The 18,308-nt window shown below is 28.5% G+C and carries 20 protein-coding genes; 18 read left to right on the top strand and 2 right to left on the bottom strand.

The window, feature by feature from the left end:
• The first annotated feature begins 40 nt into the window (after positions 1 to 40).
• The 18 genes from B2989_RS04035 (at position 41) to B2989_RS04120 (ending at position 15,379) form a co-directional block, all read left to right on the top strand.
• A complete protein-coding gene (locus B2989_RS04035) occupies positions 41 to 1,342 on the top strand; it encodes a metal-dependent hydrolase family protein (protein ID WP_292944520.1) in 1,302 nt (433 codons plus the stop codon).
• A 175-nt stretch (positions 1,343 to 1,517) separates the two neighbouring features.
• Positions 1,518 to 1,991, top strand: coding sequence for a hypothetical protein (locus tag B2989_RS04040; protein WP_292944523.1), 474 nt, complete (start codon positions 1,518 to 1,520; stop codon positions 1,989 to 1,991).
• Between the two features lie 150 nt (positions 1,992 to 2,141).
• Positions 2,142 to 2,876 (top strand): hypothetical protein, encoded by a 735-nt coding sequence (locus B2989_RS04045; RefSeq protein WP_292944526.1) that lies wholly within the window; start codon positions 2,142 to 2,144, stop codon positions 2,874 to 2,876.
• Positions 2,877 to 3,018: 142 nt separating this feature from the next.
• Positions 3,019 to 3,498, top strand: coding sequence for a hypothetical protein (locus tag B2989_RS04050; RefSeq protein WP_292944529.1), 480 nt, complete (start codon positions 3,019 to 3,021; stop codon positions 3,496 to 3,498).
• Between the two features lie 165 nt (positions 3,499 to 3,663).
• On the top strand, positions 3,664 to 4,215 hold the full coding sequence (locus tag B2989_RS04055; RefSeq protein ID WP_292944531.1) for a hypothetical protein: 552 nt from the start codon (positions 3,664 to 3,666) through the stop codon (positions 4,213 to 4,215).
• A 162-nt stretch (positions 4,216 to 4,377) separates the two neighbouring features.
• The gene (locus B2989_RS04060) at positions 4,378 to 5,205 is read left to right on the top strand and encodes a hypothetical protein (protein ID WP_292944534.1); all 828 of its coding nucleotides are present in this window, start codon (positions 4,378 to 4,380) and stop codon (positions 5,203 to 5,205) included.
• Between the two features lie 159 nt (positions 5,206 to 5,364).
• Positions 5,365 to 5,922, top strand: coding sequence for a hypothetical protein (locus B2989_RS04065; protein WP_292944537.1), 558 nt, complete (start codon positions 5,365 to 5,367; stop codon positions 5,920 to 5,922).
• 201 nt (positions 5,923 to 6,123) lie between these two features.
• Positions 6,124 to 7,779: a serine hydrolase domain-containing protein gene (locus B2989_RS04070; RefSeq protein ID WP_292944540.1), complete on the top strand. Its 1,656-nt coding sequence runs from the start codon at positions 6,124 to 6,126 to the stop codon at positions 7,777 to 7,779.
• Between the two features lie 265 nt (positions 7,780 to 8,044).
• Positions 8,045 to 9,802 (top strand): FAD/NAD(P)-binding protein, encoded by a 1,758-nt coding sequence (locus B2989_RS04075; RefSeq protein ID WP_292944543.1) that lies wholly within the window; start codon positions 8,045 to 8,047, stop codon positions 9,800 to 9,802.
• Between the two features lie 56 nt (positions 9,803 to 9,858).
• Complete coding sequence (locus tag B2989_RS04080) at positions 9,859 to 10,470, top strand: outer membrane beta-barrel protein (RefSeq protein WP_292944546.1); 612 nt, start codon at positions 9,859 to 9,861, stop codon at positions 10,468 to 10,470.
• An 87-nt stretch (positions 10,471 to 10,557) separates the two neighbouring features.
• A complete protein-coding gene (locus B2989_RS04085) occupies positions 10,558 to 10,941 on the top strand; it encodes an iron chaperone (protein ID WP_292944549.1) in 384 nt (127 codons plus the stop codon).
• 45 nt (positions 10,942 to 10,986) lie between these two features.
• Positions 10,987 to 11,667, top strand: coding sequence for a hypothetical protein (locus B2989_RS04090; protein WP_292944552.1), 681 nt, complete (start codon positions 10,987 to 10,989; stop codon positions 11,665 to 11,667).
• A 241-nt stretch (positions 11,668 to 11,908) separates the two neighbouring features.
• Positions 11,909 to 12,616, top strand: a complete 708-nt coding sequence (locus B2989_RS04095) for a hypothetical protein (protein ID WP_292944555.1) — start codon at positions 11,909 to 11,911, stop codon at positions 12,614 to 12,616.
• 7 nt (positions 12,617 to 12,623) lie between these two features.
• On the top strand, positions 12,624 to 13,190 hold the full coding sequence (locus B2989_RS04100; RefSeq protein WP_292944558.1) for a hypothetical protein: 567 nt from the start codon (positions 12,624 to 12,626) through the stop codon (positions 13,188 to 13,190).
• Between the two features lie 47 nt (positions 13,191 to 13,237).
• Complete coding sequence (locus B2989_RS04105; protein WP_292944561.1) at positions 13,238 to 13,804, top strand: hypothetical protein; 567 nt, start codon at positions 13,238 to 13,240, stop codon at positions 13,802 to 13,804.
• Positions 13,805 to 14,149: 345 nt separating this feature from the next.
• Positions 14,150 to 14,452 (top strand): ArsR/SmtB family transcription factor, encoded by a 303-nt coding sequence (locus B2989_RS04110; protein WP_292944564.1) that lies wholly within the window; start codon positions 14,150 to 14,152, stop codon positions 14,450 to 14,452.
• A gap of 44 nt (positions 14,453 to 14,496) precedes the next feature.
• Positions 14,497 to 14,766 carry a CBU_0592 family membrane protein gene (locus B2989_RS04115; RefSeq protein ID WP_292944566.1) on the top strand — a complete coding sequence of 90 codons (270 nt, stop codon included), beginning with the start codon at positions 14,497 to 14,499 and terminating at the stop codon, positions 14,764 to 14,766.
• 10 nt (positions 14,767 to 14,776) lie between these two features.
• Complete coding sequence (locus tag B2989_RS04120) at positions 14,777 to 15,379, top strand: short chain dehydrogenase (protein WP_292944569.1); 603 nt, start codon at positions 14,777 to 14,779, stop codon at positions 15,377 to 15,379.
• Between the two features lie 265 nt (positions 15,380 to 15,644).
• On the opposite strand, the gene B2989_RS04125 is transcribed toward B2989_RS04120, so the two are convergent.
• Entirely contained in the window at positions 15,645 to 16,826 is a 1,182-nt protein-coding gene (locus B2989_RS04125) for a hypothetical protein (RefSeq protein ID WP_292944572.1), read from the bottom strand.
• A gap of 118 nt (positions 16,827 to 16,944) precedes the next feature.
• Positions 16,945 to 18,237 (bottom strand): fumarylacetoacetase, encoded by a 1,293-nt coding sequence (fahA, locus tag B2989_RS04130; protein WP_292944575.1) that lies wholly within the window; start codon positions 18,235 to 18,237, stop codon positions 16,945 to 16,947.
• Positions 18,238 to 18,308 lie beyond the last annotated feature (71 nt).

The following is an 18,308-nucleotide window of genomic DNA, read 5'->3' on the forward strand; positions in this document are numbered from 1 at the left end:
GCCATATTTCAGGACTAGACATTTAAACAAAAATTGAGACATGTATAAAACCCTTATATTTTTATTCATAATTATTATTTCCTCGCATACGAGATTAATAGGACAACAAAAAAACACCTATATCAAAGCTGGTTTTTTATACGAAAGTAAAAGCAATAAGCTACTAAAAAACAAACTTATACAAATTCAAGGGACAAAAATTATTTCTATTGGCGAATTTGAATCATTACCTAAAAACAGCAAAGTTATAGATTTAACAAAGTATACTGTTCTTCCTGGACTAATTGATGCTCATACACATGTCCTTTTTTCTCAAGAGGCCAATGAAGATTTTGCTGAACACAGCATTCAATCTCTAACCATGGAAAGTGATGCTTTAAGAGCGCTTCGTGCTGCCAAAAGAGCAAAAAGTTACTTAGAAGAAGGAATAACAAGTATTAAGGATCTTGGAAACTCTGGTTTATACCTTGATGTAGCTCTTCGAGACGCTATTAATGAAGGAACGATTGATGGTCCTCGTATTTTTGCATCTGGTCCAATTTTGGCAGCAAATGGCGGACAAGTTTATGGTGTGCTACCTAAACATCAAAACATAATAGATTTAGAATATCGAATAATAACAAGTCCTGAAGATGCAAAAAATGCTGTCCGTGAACATGTTAATCAAAATGTAGACTTGATCAAAATTTGCGCAGATAATATTCCCAATAACACCTATTTAACAATAGATGAAATAAGATCTATTGTAGAGACTGCTCACTCATATAATTTAAAAGTCACAGCTCATTCCGTAACAAATCAATCCGCATGGAATGCAATTGAAGCAGGTGTAGATGGAATTGAACATGGGTTTAATTTAGCAGATAGCACTTTAGTAAAAATGGCAGAAAAGCAAATCTTTCTTGTACCTACAGAAAATAGTAAATCATATATGTATACTTATGCAAAACTCGCCAATTATAACGAAAATGAGTTAGATTGGATTGATAACTATATTAATAGAATGAAAAAAAGACTTGATAGAGCAATTGAAATAGGTATTCCTATAGTGGCTGGTTCTGATAATTATACAGATATAAAAGTATCATCTGGAAAATCATCCAAAGACATGTATAGGTATTATTTTGAAGCAGGAATGAAGCCTTTAGATATACTTCAATCCAGCACATATATATCAGCTTTTCAATTAGGAAGAGAAAATGAAATTGGACACATAAAACCTAAAGCAAATGCAGATATAATAGCTGTAAAAGGAGATATTATTAATGATTTCATCTCTACATTAGAAAACGTTGTATTTATAATGAAAGATGGAAATATTTATAGAAACAAAAATAACTAAAATACACTTTAAGCAAAAAACGTATGCCAACACCGTATCTAATATATTGCTAGTTCCAGCATACTTCTGAAAATGCTCGCGGATTTTCTATTCGGTTTTTATTTGCTAAATTAGGTGATTAAACAACGCAACAAACCATTAATAAACACGTTGTAAAAAATTAAAAACAAAACCAGTGGAAGATTTCCAAATTAGGTATAATAGAGCATCTGAATTGCTTGAAAAAGTAGCTGATAAATATTATCAAGGGGATTCTTGTGCTTGTCAACATCCAAGATTTATCCAAATAGTTGGAATAAATTGTGTCGACTTCGGAAAATCTTTTAAAGCTTGGGAAACAACATTATTAATCTCAAAAGTCAAAAAGAATTTTGACATTGAAACTCTGGAAAAAGGTACTGAAAACTCAAACGAAAAATGGACTTGTAAAAAGTGTAAATCTGAATTTAATTTTGGCTGGTCAGATTTTAGCATTGCTGTAGAAAGAGAAGTTTTATTACCTAATGATATAAAAACTAAAGAAAACGGAAAAAAAGCCGAAAAACCAATTCCACTCTTTGCAGGATTATATGGACACAGTTATCCTTCAAAAAAAGAAATTGAAAGTGTTGAATTTGAAACTTTCGAAAAATATATAATGGAAAAATAAGGTGTTACAACACCATATATAATTTATTGCTAGTTCTAGCCTACTTATGAAAATCTTCGCGGATTTTCTATGCGGTTTTTATTTGTTAAATTTAGTGCTTAAACCACGTAACAAACCATATATTAAACGTTGTGTGTAATTAAAATTCTTATGAAAAAAACTTATTTAACTTTATTATTATTGTCCTACTATATGCTTTCTTTTTCTCAAGATAAACATAAATTAGGCGATGAATACTCAATTTATTTTCACGTATATGAGCAAGAATTAATGTTTCCTTTTATAACAAAACAAGTCGATAAAATTGAAACTTTTGAAAAATATCCTTCTTATTATAATACAAATAAAGAGTTTTCAAAATCAATTAGATACTTTGATTCTAAGGGTAAAGATTCGTTAACCGTTTTTAAACTAATTGATCAGGAAATAGTAAGTAAGTTTACATTTGAATATTCAAACAATCAAATAATTAAAATAACTGACAGTAAAAATATTGAAAATCCAGTTTTTTATTCTTATTCAAAAAACATTGTGACTTATAATATATCTGGAATTCCAACTATACTTTATGAATTCGACTCCAAGAATAGATTAGTAAGAGAATATCATGACTCTATAAATAATATGATTTATGAATATAAATACGATGATAAAAATAAAACTGTAAAACTTTTATCTGAGTGGAAAAATGAAAATACAATTTCTTACTATACTTTTAAAAATCAATTAATCACTCATATCAAAACAATATATATAGAATCTAAAAAGGTTATATGCAATAAATCAATTAGTTACAAACTCAATGAACAAAACCTTATAACTGAAGTTAAAATCGAAGATATAGACTCAGGGAAAATTATAAGAAACGTAATATCTTATAAATAAACTAAACACAACACCGTTTATAATTTTTTGCTAGTTCTAGCCTACTTACTAAAATCCTCGTGGATTTTCTATTCGGTTTTTATTTGCTAAATTAGTTATTTGAAACACGCAACAAACCATATACAAACACATTGTAACACATATGAAAAAAATAATACTATTTCTTATTTTGGCAGTTGGACTTTTAAGTTTTAACAGACCTAATAAAAATATAACTACTGAAAAACTTACTGAAGCTCAATTAAATTTTATCAAAGAAAATTATAAATGGGATTCAGAAGAATTCCTATTTGTGAATTTCAGACAACCGGAAAGTAGTTGTCACTATGATAATTATCAAAATTTGAAAAATTCTTTGAAATGGTGGACTGAATTTTATTCAAAAATGGAACTACAAAACGTTAGGAACATTTTTGTATACTCTGATAAATTGAGAGTAAAAAAAGTTATTGATTCAAAGAATCATTTTGTAGATATTAATAATTTTTTCTTAAATCAAATCTTTTCTAAAGACAAAACTTGTTATGGTATACTAATTATAAATAAAAATGGAGAGTATCAAAAAAAAGCTGGTGAGTATATGCAAAAAGATATTGTCTATTTAATAACTCAATTTGATTAAATAAGTGTTACAACATTGTGTAAAATAATTCTAAATTAGGTGCGTAATCGAGAGTTCATGCAATTTTGTTACATCTGATTTTCCTTCGGACAATCCTCGCACACAAAACCGGACTATTCTTATACGGAACCGTTGTAAAACTATTAAAACAAACATTCTGCTGAATTGAAAAAACTAAAATCTGACTTAACGATAATGGAAATTGGTAAGTTCCGATTTTATAGCGGAATCGTTGTTGGAATTGGATATTGTATTATTTTCAATTCACTTTTACGAATAAGTTTAAAATTGTGTAATATCGGAGATAATATTGAGGCTATGAATTGGCTGAACATTATTAATTACCAATTATCATTTAATTATCTCACTTTAATCGGATTTGCATCGGTTGGATTTTCGTTTTGTTTTACAACATATTTATGGATGAGTAAACCTTTTGCAACTGATAGAAAAAAAACCAAAAGGTTGAGAATGGCACAAATTAATTCAATTTGGATTTTATTTGGAACATTATTGTTCTTATTGAGATTATTTTGGTTTTTTGCTGGAATTGAACTGACCATTGAAAAAGACTTTCCGTATTTAGGTTTTATGATACCAATTTTTATTTATTTGTATTGTTGGAATTTAATTTCGGATATTTATAAAGCTAAAAAACCGTTTATATATACAACGCTGATTTTTATAACAGTCGGATTTATTTTGAGCGGAATTTAAGATTGAGAATAAAAAACATTGGACAACAAAGCTTATAATTAATAGCTAGTTTTAGCCTACTTTTAAAAGTCCTCGCAGATTTTCTATTTGGTTTTAATTTGCTAAATTAGATGCTTAAACCACGAAAAAAGATACAAAACAACGCTATACAACATTAAAAAAATGAAAACGAAAAACATATTTTTATTGACTTTAGCATTAATTTGCTCAACTTCTATTATTTGGGCTCAAGGTGCGGAAGATAGTTTAAAAATAAGGAAAATTATTCATGCAAAATACAGTACAAATAGATTTTCAGAAATGCCACGAGATTCTGCATTTAAAGACGACCATTTTGTAAAGTATGAAGTGTATGATGACAATGAAAAGATAATTGAATACGGTCAATACGATGGCAAAGGGAATATTTATAGGGTTACCAAAATTCAAAAAGACGAAAGTGAAAAACAAATAAAAACAACAATTTGTGATTTAAATGGAAACTTGAAACAATATTATATTATTACAATTGACGATAACGGAAATGAAATAGAACTAAAAAATTATAACAGCAAAAATAAATTATTTTATATCCAAAAAAACGAATATGATAAAAACGGAAATGTAATATCAAAAATAGGAGGCGTCCCTAAATCGGATAAAGTTTCTACAACTGAATTTGAATATAATTCTAATAATGAAATGATACAAAAAATACATTACGATTCATATGGAAGTAACGAAACTCAAACATACATTTATGATTCAAATGGAAATGAAGTGATTTCCGAATTTTTTAAAGCCAATGGTGATTATACAAAATTTATTTCTACTTATGATAAGCAAAACAATATCTTAACACAACATTGGTACGATAAAGATGGTAATCAAAAACAGTGGAATAGTTGGGAATACCATTATGACAAGCAAGGACATTGGATAACTAAAAAAAGCTATAACAATGGAGAGTTAGGTTTGGTATGGGAAAGAAAAATCGAATATCAAAAATAACGATATACAAAATCGTATATAATGTATTACTGGTTCTAGTTTAACTACAAAAATCCTCACGGATGTTTTATCTGTGATTTATTGGTTAACTTTAGTTTGGAAACACGTATCTAAGTCGTACATCAATACGTTACCCAATAGAAGAAAAAAAACATCAAAATGACTAACAAATTTATTTATAATCTTAAAATAGTAATTATCCTTTTGTTAGTCACCTCTTGCAAAGTTGAAGATCAATATTATGATTTAAGTCAAGAAGGTAAAGCATTACTAACTTATGAAATAGGCGAAATTTTTCAATTGAAAAACATTGAAACTAATGAAATTATTTCTTTTTCTGTTAACTCAAAAACTATAGAATATATTGCTGATGGTCCTAACGAATCATCATTTATATTTGGCTCTTCTTCAGACGATTTTATAGAAGTTGGAAGAATTTCGTTTATTGATAATTCAAATTGCTATAAAGGAGAGATAACTGTAAAAAGTGATAGAGATAATGACTTTGAATTTACAGCTTATTTTTATGATTGTTTTGGAGATGATTTTTACTATTTCCAAAATGAATTTATTGACACTACTAGTGTAGAAGGTGTTGATTATTCAAATGTATATATTCTTAGAAATTATCCTAAAACGCTTTACTATTCAAAAGAAAAAGGAATTTTAAAAATTCTTGACGTCGATGAAAATACATTGTTTGGACTGATTGAATAAAAACGTTTGGTAATACCTATATATAATCTGCTACCAGTTTTATCTTACCAACAACAAAAGGCACGTATTTTTTATTCTGTAATTATTTGATAAGTAACTAACTCAAAATATGGGACCTAACTAAACAATTACATTAGTTGCAATAAAAGATAGACTGTAACATTTTGATAAAACATCTATCTTTAATAGAAACAATCACAAATGAATCAAAGTAAATATTTAGTAATTTTAATAGTTTTTTGCATAATTCCAAACATAGTATGCACTCAAAATTTAGATACCAAAATTGATAAATTATATAAAGTAGAAGCAAATGAACCTGGATTTTCGATTGCAGTCTTTAAAAAGGACCAAATTTTGTTTCAAAAACAATATGGAACAACAAATTTAGATTACAATATCCCTATTTCCAGCAAAACGGTTTTTGATATTGCTTCTATTTCTAAGCAATTTACAGCAGCAGCTATTTTATTACTTGAGGAAGAAGGTAAATTAAATATAAAAGAGCCAGCGTATAAGTATATAGATAAACTTCCGCATTATAAAAAAGGAAATCCTACTATAGAACAACTGCTAAATCAAACTAGTGGAATTAAAGAAGTTGATCCTTATTTTGGTGTTATTGATTTGTGGTTTAACGACTATATTGATCAACATCAAATGATTAACATTATTACTAAAGTTAGTGAACTTCGTTTTAAACCTGGAGAGCATTTTTATTATTCCAATGCCAATTATATACTACTAGCATCTATTATAGAAAAAGCTTCTGGCGAAACGTATAGCAATTATCTACAAAAAAACATTTTCAATCCACTTAATATGGCTAATACAGCTATTAAGGACAATATTTATAAGTCCATAAAAAATAGAGCAATTGGGTATATAGAAGATGATGGTCAGTATTATAAAACTCATTTTCATGCTGTAAAATTTGTTGGAGATGGACAGATTTTGACAAACCCTGATGATATGCACAAATGGCACCTTAATTTAAGAAATGCTACAATTGGTTCGCCAGAATTATGGAAAAAAATGCACACTAAAGCCACATTAAATAATGGTAAAAAAATAAATTTTGGTTTAGGTGTAGAGTTTGAAACCTATAATGGACATGAAGCTGTCGGATTTGATGGAATGAGTGCTGGTGGCTTTGTTTCTAAATATCTTTATTTTCCAAGCTTAGAAATCGCCTTTTTTACTACTCAAAATAAATTTGAAGACGAATTTAGAGATACTTTTTTTGATTTTGTAGACTTATATGTAACTCCAAATCCTAAAAACGAAACTTTAGACGAAACATATAATTTTATAACACTTTCAAATAACCAATTAAAGCAATATGAAGGACACTACTTATATTACTATAATGATGACGATAAGAAAGCAAATTCAATTCAAGTAAAAAACGATAAACTTATTGCATATACATTAGATGGAGATAAAATTGCAGAGCTAAAACCTATCGGAAATAATGAATTTATATTTTTAATGGGTAACAGTAAAGCGCTTGTTAAGTTTAATTTAGAAAAGGGAAATACCTATTTTACTTATAATGAATTTAATAATGATAAGCCTTGGGTATTTAACCAATTTAAGCCTTATGTACATTCTGAAAAAGAATTAAGTCAATTTGAAGGAGAATACTATAATGCAGACTTTCAAATAGCAAAAAAAATTAGTTTAGATAATGGGTCGTTATATTTATATTATAAAAATGGAGCATACAAAACAGAATTGACATCAATTTCTAAAAACCTATTAGAAATATCTATTAGCCCAATAGCATTTGAAAGAAATGAGAAAAACGAAATTATCAGTTTTACATTAATGGGAATCCAATTTGAAAAGCTATAAAGACTGTGGTTAACATCATTTATAATTTTTGTAACTATATATACTAGTCAACAAATTCCTCGTGGATATTTATCTGTTTTTTTTAAAGTTATAATAAAAACAAAACAAGAAGTAATACCATAAAAGTGCGATTTAGGTTAATATTTCAATTTTAAAAATGAGTCTGAGGGAGTCTGTTATAATTAAATAGCAATTGTATTATGAATAAAATTATTCTTTAAGTATCTTACAATTCATTAGTGCCTTTTCAATTTTAAAATTATAAATGAGTACACCAAAAACTACAACAATTGCTATCATTGGATGTGGACCAAGAGGTCTTTCAGCATTAGAAAATATAATGATTGCATTATCAAATACTAATTTAAAAACACTTCCAAAAATTGTAGTTTTTGAAAAATCCGCTCAACTAGGTTGTGGTTCTATATATAATTTAGATCAACCAGATACTAATTGGTTAAATATTTCGGAACGCGCTTTAACTATCGCTAAAAGACCTGTAATAAAAATTAAAAACACTAAAATAGAAGGCTTTATGTCTTACCATGATTGGACAGGTAAAAGCCAAGATGCTATTTATAATAATAAACATGAAGTGTTTCCTAAACGTTCTGATGTTGGTAAGTATTTAAAAGCGCGCTACACTAGTATTGCTCAAACGTTACAAAAACTTGATGTAATGACCGTTTTTAATTCTGAAGTTACAGCAGTCAAAAGCAACAATCAATCCTTTACAATTACTGTTGACAATGGTAACAATTATAATGCAGACGAGGTCGTATTGACTATTGGACATCAGGAAACCAAAACATCCAAACAATTAAAAGATTGGATAAATTATGCTCAAAATAATAACACAGTTAATTTGTTTTTAAAAGCGTATCCTATAAAACACTTACTATCTATAGATTATAAAAACAAAGCTCATACAGTTGGACTTAGAGGTTTTGGACTAGCAACCATAGATGTTATTAGGGCTATAACCAAAGCAAATGGTGGTTATTTTGAAGTTATTGATACCAACACAAACAAAATGAATTATCATCCAGGAAAAAGCACCTTAAAACTTATACCTTTTTCATTGGATGGTTTACCTATGGCTTGTAAACCTTTAAACTCCAAAATTGATGCGTTATTTACACCAAGTGATGCTAAAATTTTAAGTTTTAAGTCAGAATTATTACAAATTAAAGAGGATGAAAATTATAATAATGGCAACACTTTTTTAATTAAAGCTATTGCGACTATAGTTGCCAATCAATACTTAAAATTAGGAAATCACGCTTACCAACATAATTTTTCTGTTCTAGCATTAAAAACAATAACAGAAGCCTATCTAAAAGACGAAAATTTTAAACACGAGTTATTACTATCTCACGATAATGCGCCAGAAGTTATTATTCAAGCTTATGTAGATATGGCTACTGCAAAACAGCCAATAAGTTTAGATTATTGCTTAGGTCAAGTTTGGCGTCATTGCCAACCAACATTATACGCAATGATGTCTCACTCAGCTTTACAAGAGGATATAATAAGCAAAGTTATCGCGCTTGATGAGCGTATAAAACGTTACGCTTTTGGACCACCTATTGAAAGTTTACAACAGATATTAGCCTTAACTTATCAAGGTACATTAGATTTAAATTTTGTCAACGATCCTAAAATTAATTTAACAGATAATGGCTGGCAATTACAAAAACATAACCAAGAAATTACAGTAGACACCATGATTAACGCTGTTTTAGACAGTCCAAAAATCGAAAAAGTAATTTCGCCAATTGTAACCAATTTATTAAATGATAATTTAATACAAGCCATACATAGTAAACTTGGTGTAGACACAAAACAAAATGGATTAGTAGTCTCTAAAAATAAAAAACAAACACTTAATCTAGCAGTTTTAGGTAGGCTTGCAAAAGGAAGCGTTGTTGGTGTTGATGCTATTTTAGAATGCTTTGGACCCAGAATTAAAGATTGGGCAGACGGTTTAGTAGAAAGATTAAAAACAGACCATCCAGCTTAAAATATTTGATTGACATTGATGATTAAAATTATAGATCAAAAAAATAAAAATATGATATGAAATATGTAATCTGCTTTGGCTTTTTAATTAGTAGTTTATTTAGTTATGGACAAACGACAGAAAAAGGAGATTTAGAAGTTACTCCAATAATAGGATATAGTGATTCTTACCAATTTTATTCTTTCCTTTTTGGCTCATCATCTGTTTCTGGTATTCAATTAGGAGTTTACGGAAATTATTATTTTAACAACAATTGGAGTTTACGCTCAGGTTTGCTTTATCAAAAAATGGGAACTAACAATGCTGGCTTTTTAATTTTTTCCGACAAATATTCCGAAAGAACAAAGTACATTACTGTTCCATTAACTATTAATTATCACTTTGGAGCAAAACAAAACTGGTACATAAATTATGGAATTAGTATTGGATTTTTAACTGAAGCAGAAGCAAATTATAATGATGGAAATGGTTTTATTAGTATAAATGACTTGGCTAAATCAACTCAATTTGGAATTAATGGAGGCATTGGATATAAATTTCAAATATTACCCAATTTTTTAATGGTCGTTGAAAATTTTAATCTGATTGGACTTACCGACACTACGGAACAAAGAGGTGGAAAGAATTTTTATATGAGTTTTAATGTTGGTGCTGTTTTTAAAATCTAAAAATCACTAATTAACTCTGGGTGACAATTACACAAGCTAATTGACAGAATTTTGAAATGTAATAAACAAACTAAAAATTTAAAATAAATGGAAAAAAAAGGACCAATGCCAACCTTTAAAACTATAGATGACTATATTGATAGTCAAGTATTAGAAGCACAATCAATTTTGCGCGATCTAAGAAGTTTGATAAAAGAAGCTGTTCCAGAAACAGTGGAAATCACTAACTATAAAGTGCCTTCTTTTACCCTTATTCCAAAAGTGAAACCACAGCAACAAATCATGATAGTTGCTTATGCTAAACACATAAGTTTTTATCCTTATCAAGCAACAGTAGACCACTTTTCAGACCAGTTAAAAGATTTAGAAGTAGGTAAGGGGACAGTCAAGTTTCCGTTAAACAAGCCTTTACCTAAAGATTTAATTAAGCGAATGGTAATTTTTAGAAAAGAAGAACTTTTAGGTAAATAAATAATCCACAATAGTGCATACTAAAAGCACGAGACATAGAGGTCTATGAGAATAATAATTTTACTTTTATTGGTTATTTTTACTTTACAATCCTGTAATAAAAATGAAGCTAAATTAAGGGATGAAAACTTAAAATTAAATGATGAATTATCTATTTTAAAATCACAAATTGATTCTTTAGGAAATTTACCAACGATACAATTCGAGAAATTAATTTCAGAAGATTTTTCGTTAGACGCTTTAAGGAAGAAAAACTTTTCAGAGTATGTATCTTATTTAAAAAACAACGAATTAAAAACAAAAGATTCAATTTTAATAGAAAAATACTTAACGTTTGCTAAACAGAATAAAGAGTCCTTTTATTCAATGTACGCAATAGATAGAATTAGAGGGATTAATTTTCAAAAACAACAATTAAACATCAGTCAAATAGTTGGAAAATGGCAATGGGAAACTATGACAAATCTCTTACAACCCTTTAAAGGAAGTAAGGATGAACAGATACTATTTCAAAAAGATAAAACACTAAAAATTTTCAATAATGGTAAATTAGTTTCAAATGGTAAATTTGAGCTTATCAGACAAGGTTGGGGAAATTATTATATTGAATTTGAATGTAATAAACTGTATTCAATACAAGTCAAACAAAATGGACTATTAACTTTAACAAAGGGTAAAGGATTTTGTATTGACTGCGGAACAGATGTGTATAGGAAAGTTGAATAAAAAAATCATGATCCATTTCGTGTAAAATTAATTTTTTAGTTTAAGAGTACTTATTTAAATCTTCACAAATATTCTATCTGTAATTTATTTGACAGATTTAGTGTATAAATATGCTATTAAATCATCCACAAATTAGTGCTAACTTACTATGTCGTAACTTTTATCCAATTTTCTTGTAAAATTTTATAATACATGTCAAACAACAAACAATATATTAACAGGGTAGCAAATATTTAACTGAATGAATAAATTAGGAATTATAATTGGACTGTTAATAGGATTGGGTCTTTTTGGTGCCTATAATGTAAAAACCAAAGCAAAACTAAAATCAAATCAAGAGGTATCAGCAACTCAATTTGTGACAAAAATTGAGGAGTTGGGTTATTATAAATACACTGACAAAAAAAATATTGACAGTTTAAAAAATGAACTAATTAAAAATTATGATCCAACAAACGAGTTGGTTTCCATTTGGGATGATCAAACTGGTGTTCCTCTTGATTATAGATATTATTGGTGTGATGGCGAAACCGTCTTTGAACTTGGTGGATTTACAGAACTATTAGAACAAGTGAAACCAACTTTTAATAAAATTGGGTTGACAATAAATATAACGGACCATATCGAAGTATGGGATGATAAAAATAAATGGTTAAATCATAGGATAACAATAAACGGAACTAAATATGTAATTTTTAAAAACTTTAAAAATTATGGTTGGGGAGAATCAGTGATGAGATTTGCTCAAATAATAAACCAAGAAGCAGAAAAACAAGGCATTAACGAAAGGGTTTATTTAGCTTCTGGCGCAAATGATGGTCGACTAATTTTTTTAACTAAAGCCTTGTACGATTATATTTATAAAGTTTACACCAATAAGCATTGGAAACCTTTAGAAGTGACAGAGTGGATTAAAGTTATGGGAGTTAAACCAATGGAAATAAATTAAAAAACTAATGTCTAAACTTTGTATATACAATGATTGTGCTTTATGTCAAAACGAAAGGACAAGTTTTGAAAATGGTTTGACTTGTAATTTGACCCAAAAAAAGCCTAACTTTATAAATACTTGCTCCAAAATTAAATTTGATGAAAAATTTCTAGAAAAATTAGAAAGGACAAACCTAGAGTTGGTAATATTAAGTAATAATAAAAACTCAATTCATCTCACTATATTTTGGACTAGTATTAGTGGAATTTTATTAATAATTGGAGGATATTATTTTTCAGAATGGACAATACATAGCGTGTTTATATGGTCAGTAAAACTTGGAATTATTGTAATGGGTTTTACTTTTTTAGGAATGGCGTACTCTAAACTTAAAGCGTTTAAAAAACAAGAAACTAAAGCAAAATTTGAGAAATTAAAAATCGACGAAATATTAAAAAAATACAAAATTGACTATCATCCTACTTTTACTTTTGAAAATAAAACTCACGGAATTCAAGAAGTAAAGGTTAATTTAGAATTTAAGAATTGGATAAAAAATCGAACGACAACAGCGTATAAAATTAATGTTTAAATTTATCCTTAATAAATCATAGTAAAAGAGTCTAATTATCTGATCTCATGAAAGAATATCATAATAGTTTTGAATTTCAAATAAATAATAACGCAGTAACAAAGGACAAGCTTATTCACTATTTTCAAAATAATAATCTTAAAATTATAAAGGATGAAACCGATCTTGTTTTTGAGAAAAAAGGGTCAATTTTTGATGGCTGGAAACTAAATGTTCTAAATTGGGAATCTAATATTAAAGTCAAAAGTGTTGATAATCATAAAATTGTTATCCATCATACAGTTAAAACCTATGGTTTTGGAGTTATTACACCAATAGCTTTTTCATCTATTTTTGAAACATATATAGACAATTTAAAACAGTATATTATTAATAATGAATCTTTTGAAAAAAAGAATAATGAATTAGTAAAATTAGGAAGAATTAAATTACTAAAATATATTGTCATTTTAATCTTAGGTATTTTAGCTGGTTTATATTTTGGAACTGTTTTGAAAAATTTGACTCATATCAAACTATTTGGATATCTCGGGATTTTTTGTGGCGCTTTAATTACTCAAATAGTAATTAACAGTTACCTAATTAAAAATAAAAACTCAAAACACCTTGTTTAGCTTTCTGCTAATTAGGGATTAAGCTTAGCTTCCAGTAAGACTTTTAGTTTAAACTTAATCATGACTATAAATGTTGTAGCTAATTTTTAGTTTTCTTGCACAAATTAACACAATAGGAGTTTAATTACTGACAAGGCTAAAAAGCCATGTTAATAGTTACAACTACTAAAGCATTACTAAGTTTTCCAAAGGATTTTAAAAGAGAATTATATAGTCAGCCAATTGTTTAAAGTGTTCAAATGCCACTTCAAATATATCATTGATTTAAGGGATGTTAAAGTAATTTTTTTTTAAATAATTACGTTTTCATTTTTATATATCTAGAATTTTCGATATGTTAGCATTATGAATTTGAAAATAGCAACAGAAATTGGTAAATGCTTATCTAATCAAATCCGATTTCAAATATTAGAATGGCTAAAAGAGCCAGAAAAACATTTTCCGCCACACGAAACATTAAAGCATTTTAATGATGGTGTTTGTGTTACCTATATTCAAGAAAAAACAAAATTATCTCAATCTACTATTTCAACGTATTTAACAAATATGGAAAAATGTGGTCTTTTAATAGCAACAAGACATGGAAAATGGTCCTATTTAAAACGAAACGAAAAGACCATTAAACAGTTCACAGAATTTTTAATTTAAAAAAAATTAAGCATTCATATCTATATTTCGCAATATAACAAACTATGAAATTACTAATTGATATTTTAGGTTGGACAGGTTCAGGATTTATAATCTTGGCATACGCATTAACCTTATTAAAAAATAAAAAATGGTTAGATTATGGTAAGTATTTAAATTTGGTTGGAGGCCTTTTTATAGCCATAAATTGTTATTTCTATAACGCAATACCTCCATTTGTGACCAATTTACTTTGGAGTGTGATTGCTACTTTGACCATTTACAAGTCAAGAAGTAACAAAGATAATTGCAAGAAAAATCAATGTTTAACTTAAAAAACAAACTATGAAAATTTTAATAATAGGAGGAAACGGAACAATAGGAAAAACTGTTGTTGCGCATTTTAAAGAAAACAACCAAATAATAATCGCTGGACGAAGCAATAGCGATGTAAATGTGGATATTGTAGACAGCAAGTCAATAAAAGCCATGTTTGAACAAATTGGAAAATTAGATGCCATTATTTGTATTGCAGGAGAGGCAAAATGGGACGATTTTAATAATCTTACTGAAGACGATTATTATATTGGATTAAGAAGTAAATTAATGGGACAAGTTAATCTGGTGCGTATTGGACAACAGTATTTAAACCCAAAAGGATCAATAACCTTATCCACTGGTATTTTAGCAGACGATCCAGTTGTTAAGACCACAAGTGCTGCTATGGTAAATGGTGGTATTCATAGTTTTGTACAAGCAGTGGCTCTAGAAATTGAAAACGGAATTAGGGTAAATGTGGTGTCTTCAGGAATGGTAGAAGATGCTTATAAAAAATACAAAGACTATTTTCCTGGCCATAATCCAATCCCTATGAATAAAGTTATAAATGGCTATGTTAGAAGTGTAAATGGAAAGGGAAATGGCGAAATAATTAGAATTTACAACTAACATAAATCAAGTTAATTCCCATTTTTTAAATGAATAAACTAATAATTACACTTTTACTTTTAATTAATAACGTCTCATTTGGACAAGATTTTAAAGTTATTAGTAAATATTAAAAATCACGACAGTTATCCAACATAATAAAAGAAAGGCAAGGGTCGATAAACTGTTGTACAACCTTCCTGTTAATATTAAAAATCAAGTAGTAGCAATAATAAAAAAACTCCCAAAGTTATTTGGGAGTTTTGTTTTGGTATAGCACATAAGGTTAACCTCTAAAACTATATCTTGTTATAATATCTTTTAATTTGTATTTTAAGTCTTCTCCAGTGTCATAAACCATTTGTTCATTACTAGGAAAGTGTACAAGTTGGTTTTTTAGTAATTGTAAATCTTCAGTATTTAAAGCTCTGCGATCACCTTTTACAGTTCCAAAAGTGTTTTCAAAAACAAACTCACTATCTATTAAAAAATTATCTATTATTTGATTTTGCTTTAAATCTGTGTAAACAACCTTAGCAATAACTTGCGTAGATTTAAGTTGATTAACTTCAAAAAATCTAGCTTTAATATTTATAATTTTATCTTGTTTAACATCATTACCTAAACTGTCTTTTACAACATTTCCGTTACTGTCTAAAATATACTCCCAACCATCAATAATATCTTTTTGACGTAATGATTGTCTTTCTGTAATATGCTCTGGAGAGATATTTAAACGTTGTAATTGTAACTCCATTGCATAATCGTAATCAATGGTATGATCTTGATTAGCATGATATGCTGTCCAAAACTGATTAAGGCCATAAGTATCAAAATTTAATAAATCGGCTTCCAAACGTTGTGGTAGTATCTGACGTGTCTGGTTTTGTACAGTAACTAAAACAAAATCTGTCCCATTTAAATGTGCCTCACTTAATAAATCTCTAACATTTTTGTAGTTAGGATTAATCGCTTCAATGGACTGTAACAACTCATAAGCATCACGATTGTAAAACTTATTATCTGTTGTCATTAATTGCTTAGCTTGTCCGTATTTATACTCAGATACTTTAGTTTTATAGTTAATTATTTCATCACTATAATCATTAAAATTAAGTTCTAAATTTTGTCCACTAATTTGTAAAGGTAAAACACGTTTGATTGCATTTTGACGACTATCTAAATCTAAATAGGTGTTATATATCGTTTCATACAACTCTGGATTTCCATCTTTAGTTAAATGGTTTAAGTTAGTATGATCTTCGTCAACCACTTTGTAATAGGCATCTTGAAGCATCATTACGTAGCTTTGCTTACGCTTTTTATCTTTGTTGTTTTCTAACTTTTTTAAAGCATTACTAATGGCTAAATCGTAATCACCAGAATGTAATTGTTTCTCGATTTGTTTTCTTCCAACACAAGATGTAAGTACTAGAAGAACTACTGAAATAAGTGTAAATTTTCTCATCTTTTTTGGATTTAATTGGTTTCTATATATATAGAAATTCAATTTACGTGCCAAACCCAAAAAAGAAACCCTTAAATTTTTAAATTTAAGGGTTAACTATTTGATGTTTAATAAGTTGTTATTTTGCCTTTTTAGGCTCAAACACTGGTAATAATTTTGTTTTAACTTCTCCAAATCCAATTCTAGTACCATCTTTTTCGCAGTAACCTCTCATAATAACGGTATCATTATCATTAATAAATTTACGCTCTGTACCATCATTAAGTTTTACAGGTTTTTCACCTCTCCACGATAATTCTAACATCGATCCATAAGTATCTGGTGTCGGTCCTGATATAGTACCACTTCCCATCATATCTCCAGAGTTAACTGGACATCCATTTACAGTATGATGCGCCAATTGTTGCGACATACTCCAATACATATGCTTAAAGTTAGATTTACTAACCACAGTTTCTTTAGCCTTTTCAGGTTGTATAGCAACTTCTAAATTAATATCGTAACTCTTTTTACCGTTTTGTTGTAAGTAAGGTAAAAGCTTTTTAAGTGGTTTTGGGCTGTCAGCTTTAAAAGGCTGTAACGCGTCTAAAGTAACAATCCAAGGAGATATTGATGATGCAAAGTTTTTAGCTAAAAATGGTCCTAATGGCACATATTCCCATTTTTGGATGTCACGTGCAGACCAATCATTAAATAATACTAAACCAAAAATATATTCTTCAGCTTCATTAACCGGAATTGGTTCTCCTAAATCATTTGCATCAGTAGTAATAAAAGCCATTTCTAACTCAAAATCCACTAATTTACTTGGTCCAAATACTGGCTCAGTTGCTCCAGCAGGTAAGGTTTGACCTTGTGGTCTGTGTACTGGTATTCCAGATGGGATGATAGAGCTGCTTCTACCATGGTAACCAACAGGTATGTGTAACCAGTTTGGTAATAAGGCATTGTCAGGATCTCTAAACATGGTCCCAACATTAGTAGCATGTTCTATACTAGAATAAAAATCTGTGTAATCACCAATTTGCACTGGTAACTGCATTTCAATTTCGTCTAATCTAAATAAAACAACTTCTTTATGTTTTACATTATTTTTAAGCGAGTCATTGTCAGCATCAAATATTTCAGCAATTCTATTTCTAACCAAACGCCACGTTTTGCGTCCATCAGCAATAAAATCGTTTAAGGTGTCTTGAAGAAAAATATCATCTGTTAATGGTATGCCTTCAAAATAACCTAATTGGTGTAAAGCGCCTAAATCAATTGCTGTGTCTCCAATTCGTGTTCCAATGGTAATAATGTCGTCTCTAGTTAAGAAAACACCAAAAGGAATATTTTGAATAGGAAAGTCAGAGTTTTTATCGACGTGTAACCATGATTTTCTGTCTGGATTATTTGCGGATAATGGCATATATATAATTGTTGATTTGTTGTTTATAAATTCTAAGTAAATATATGTTTTTTCAATTATTTACAAGCAGT

The sequence above is a fragment of the Olleya sp. UBA1516 genome (assembly GCF_002323495.1).
In the GTDB taxonomy this organism is placed as follows: domain Bacteria; phylum Bacteroidota; class Bacteroidia; order Flavobacteriales; family Flavobacteriaceae; genus Olleya.

Bases quoted from the DNA above. Each gene is read 5' to 3' on its own strand.
- B2989_RS04060 (WP_292944534.1), top strand. From the start codon at position 4,378: ATGAAAACGAAAAACATATTTTTATTGACTTTAGCATTAATTTGCTCA.
- B2989_RS04085 (WP_292944549.1), top strand. From the start codon at position 10,558: ATGGAAAAAAAAGGACCAATGCCAACCTTTAAAACTATAGATGACTAT.
- B2989_RS04105 (WP_292944561.1), top strand. From the start codon at position 13,238: ATGAAAGAATATCATAATAGTTTTGAATTTCAAATAAATAATAACGCA.
- B2989_RS04100 (WP_292944558.1), top strand. From the start codon at position 12,624: ATGTCTAAACTTTGTATATACAATGATTGTGCTTTATGTCAAAACGAA.
- B2989_RS04065 (WP_292944537.1), top strand. From the start codon at position 5,365: ATGACTAACAAATTTATTTATAATCTTAAAATAGTAATTATCCTTTTG.
- B2989_RS04080 (WP_292944546.1), top strand. From the start codon at position 9,859: ATGAAATATGTAATCTGCTTTGGCTTTTTAATTAGTAGTTTATTTAGT.
- B2989_RS04070 (WP_292944540.1), top strand. From the start codon at position 6,124: ATGAATCAAAGTAAATATTTAGTAATTTTAATAGTTTTTTGCATAATT.
- B2989_RS04110 (WP_292944564.1), top strand. From the start codon at position 14,150: ATGAATTTGAAAATAGCAACAGAAATTGGTAAATGCTTATCTAATCAA.
- fahA (WP_292944575.1), bottom strand. From the start codon at position 18,237: ATGCCATTATCCGCAAATAATCCAGACAGAAAATCATGGTTACACGTC.
- B2989_RS04090 (WP_292944552.1), top strand. From the start codon at position 10,987: ATGAGAATAATAATTTTACTTTTATTGGTTATTTTTACTTTACAATCC.
- B2989_RS04125 (WP_292944572.1), bottom strand. From the start codon at position 16,826: ATGAGAAAATTTACACTTATTTCAGTAGTTCTTCTAGTACTTACATCT.
- B2989_RS04095 (WP_292944555.1), top strand. From the start codon at position 11,909: ATGAATAAATTAGGAATTATAATTGGACTGTTAATAGGATTGGGTCTT.
- B2989_RS04035 (WP_292944520.1), top strand. From the start codon at position 41: ATGTATAAAACCCTTATATTTTTATTCATAATTATTATTTCCTCGCAT.
- B2989_RS04120 (WP_292944569.1), top strand. From the start codon at position 14,777: ATGAAAATTTTAATAATAGGAGGAAACGGAACAATAGGAAAAACTGTT.
- B2989_RS04050 (WP_292944529.1), top strand. From the start codon at position 3,019: ATGAAAAAAATAATACTATTTCTTATTTTGGCAGTTGGACTTTTAAGT.
- B2989_RS04115 (WP_292944566.1), top strand. From the start codon at position 14,497: ATGAAATTACTAATTGATATTTTAGGTTGGACAGGTTCAGGATTTATA.
- B2989_RS04075 (WP_292944543.1), top strand. From the start codon at position 8,045: ATGAGTACACCAAAAACTACAACAATTGCTATCATTGGATGTGGACCA.
- B2989_RS04045 (WP_292944526.1), top strand. From the start codon at position 2,142: ATGAAAAAAACTTATTTAACTTTATTATTATTGTCCTACTATATGCTT.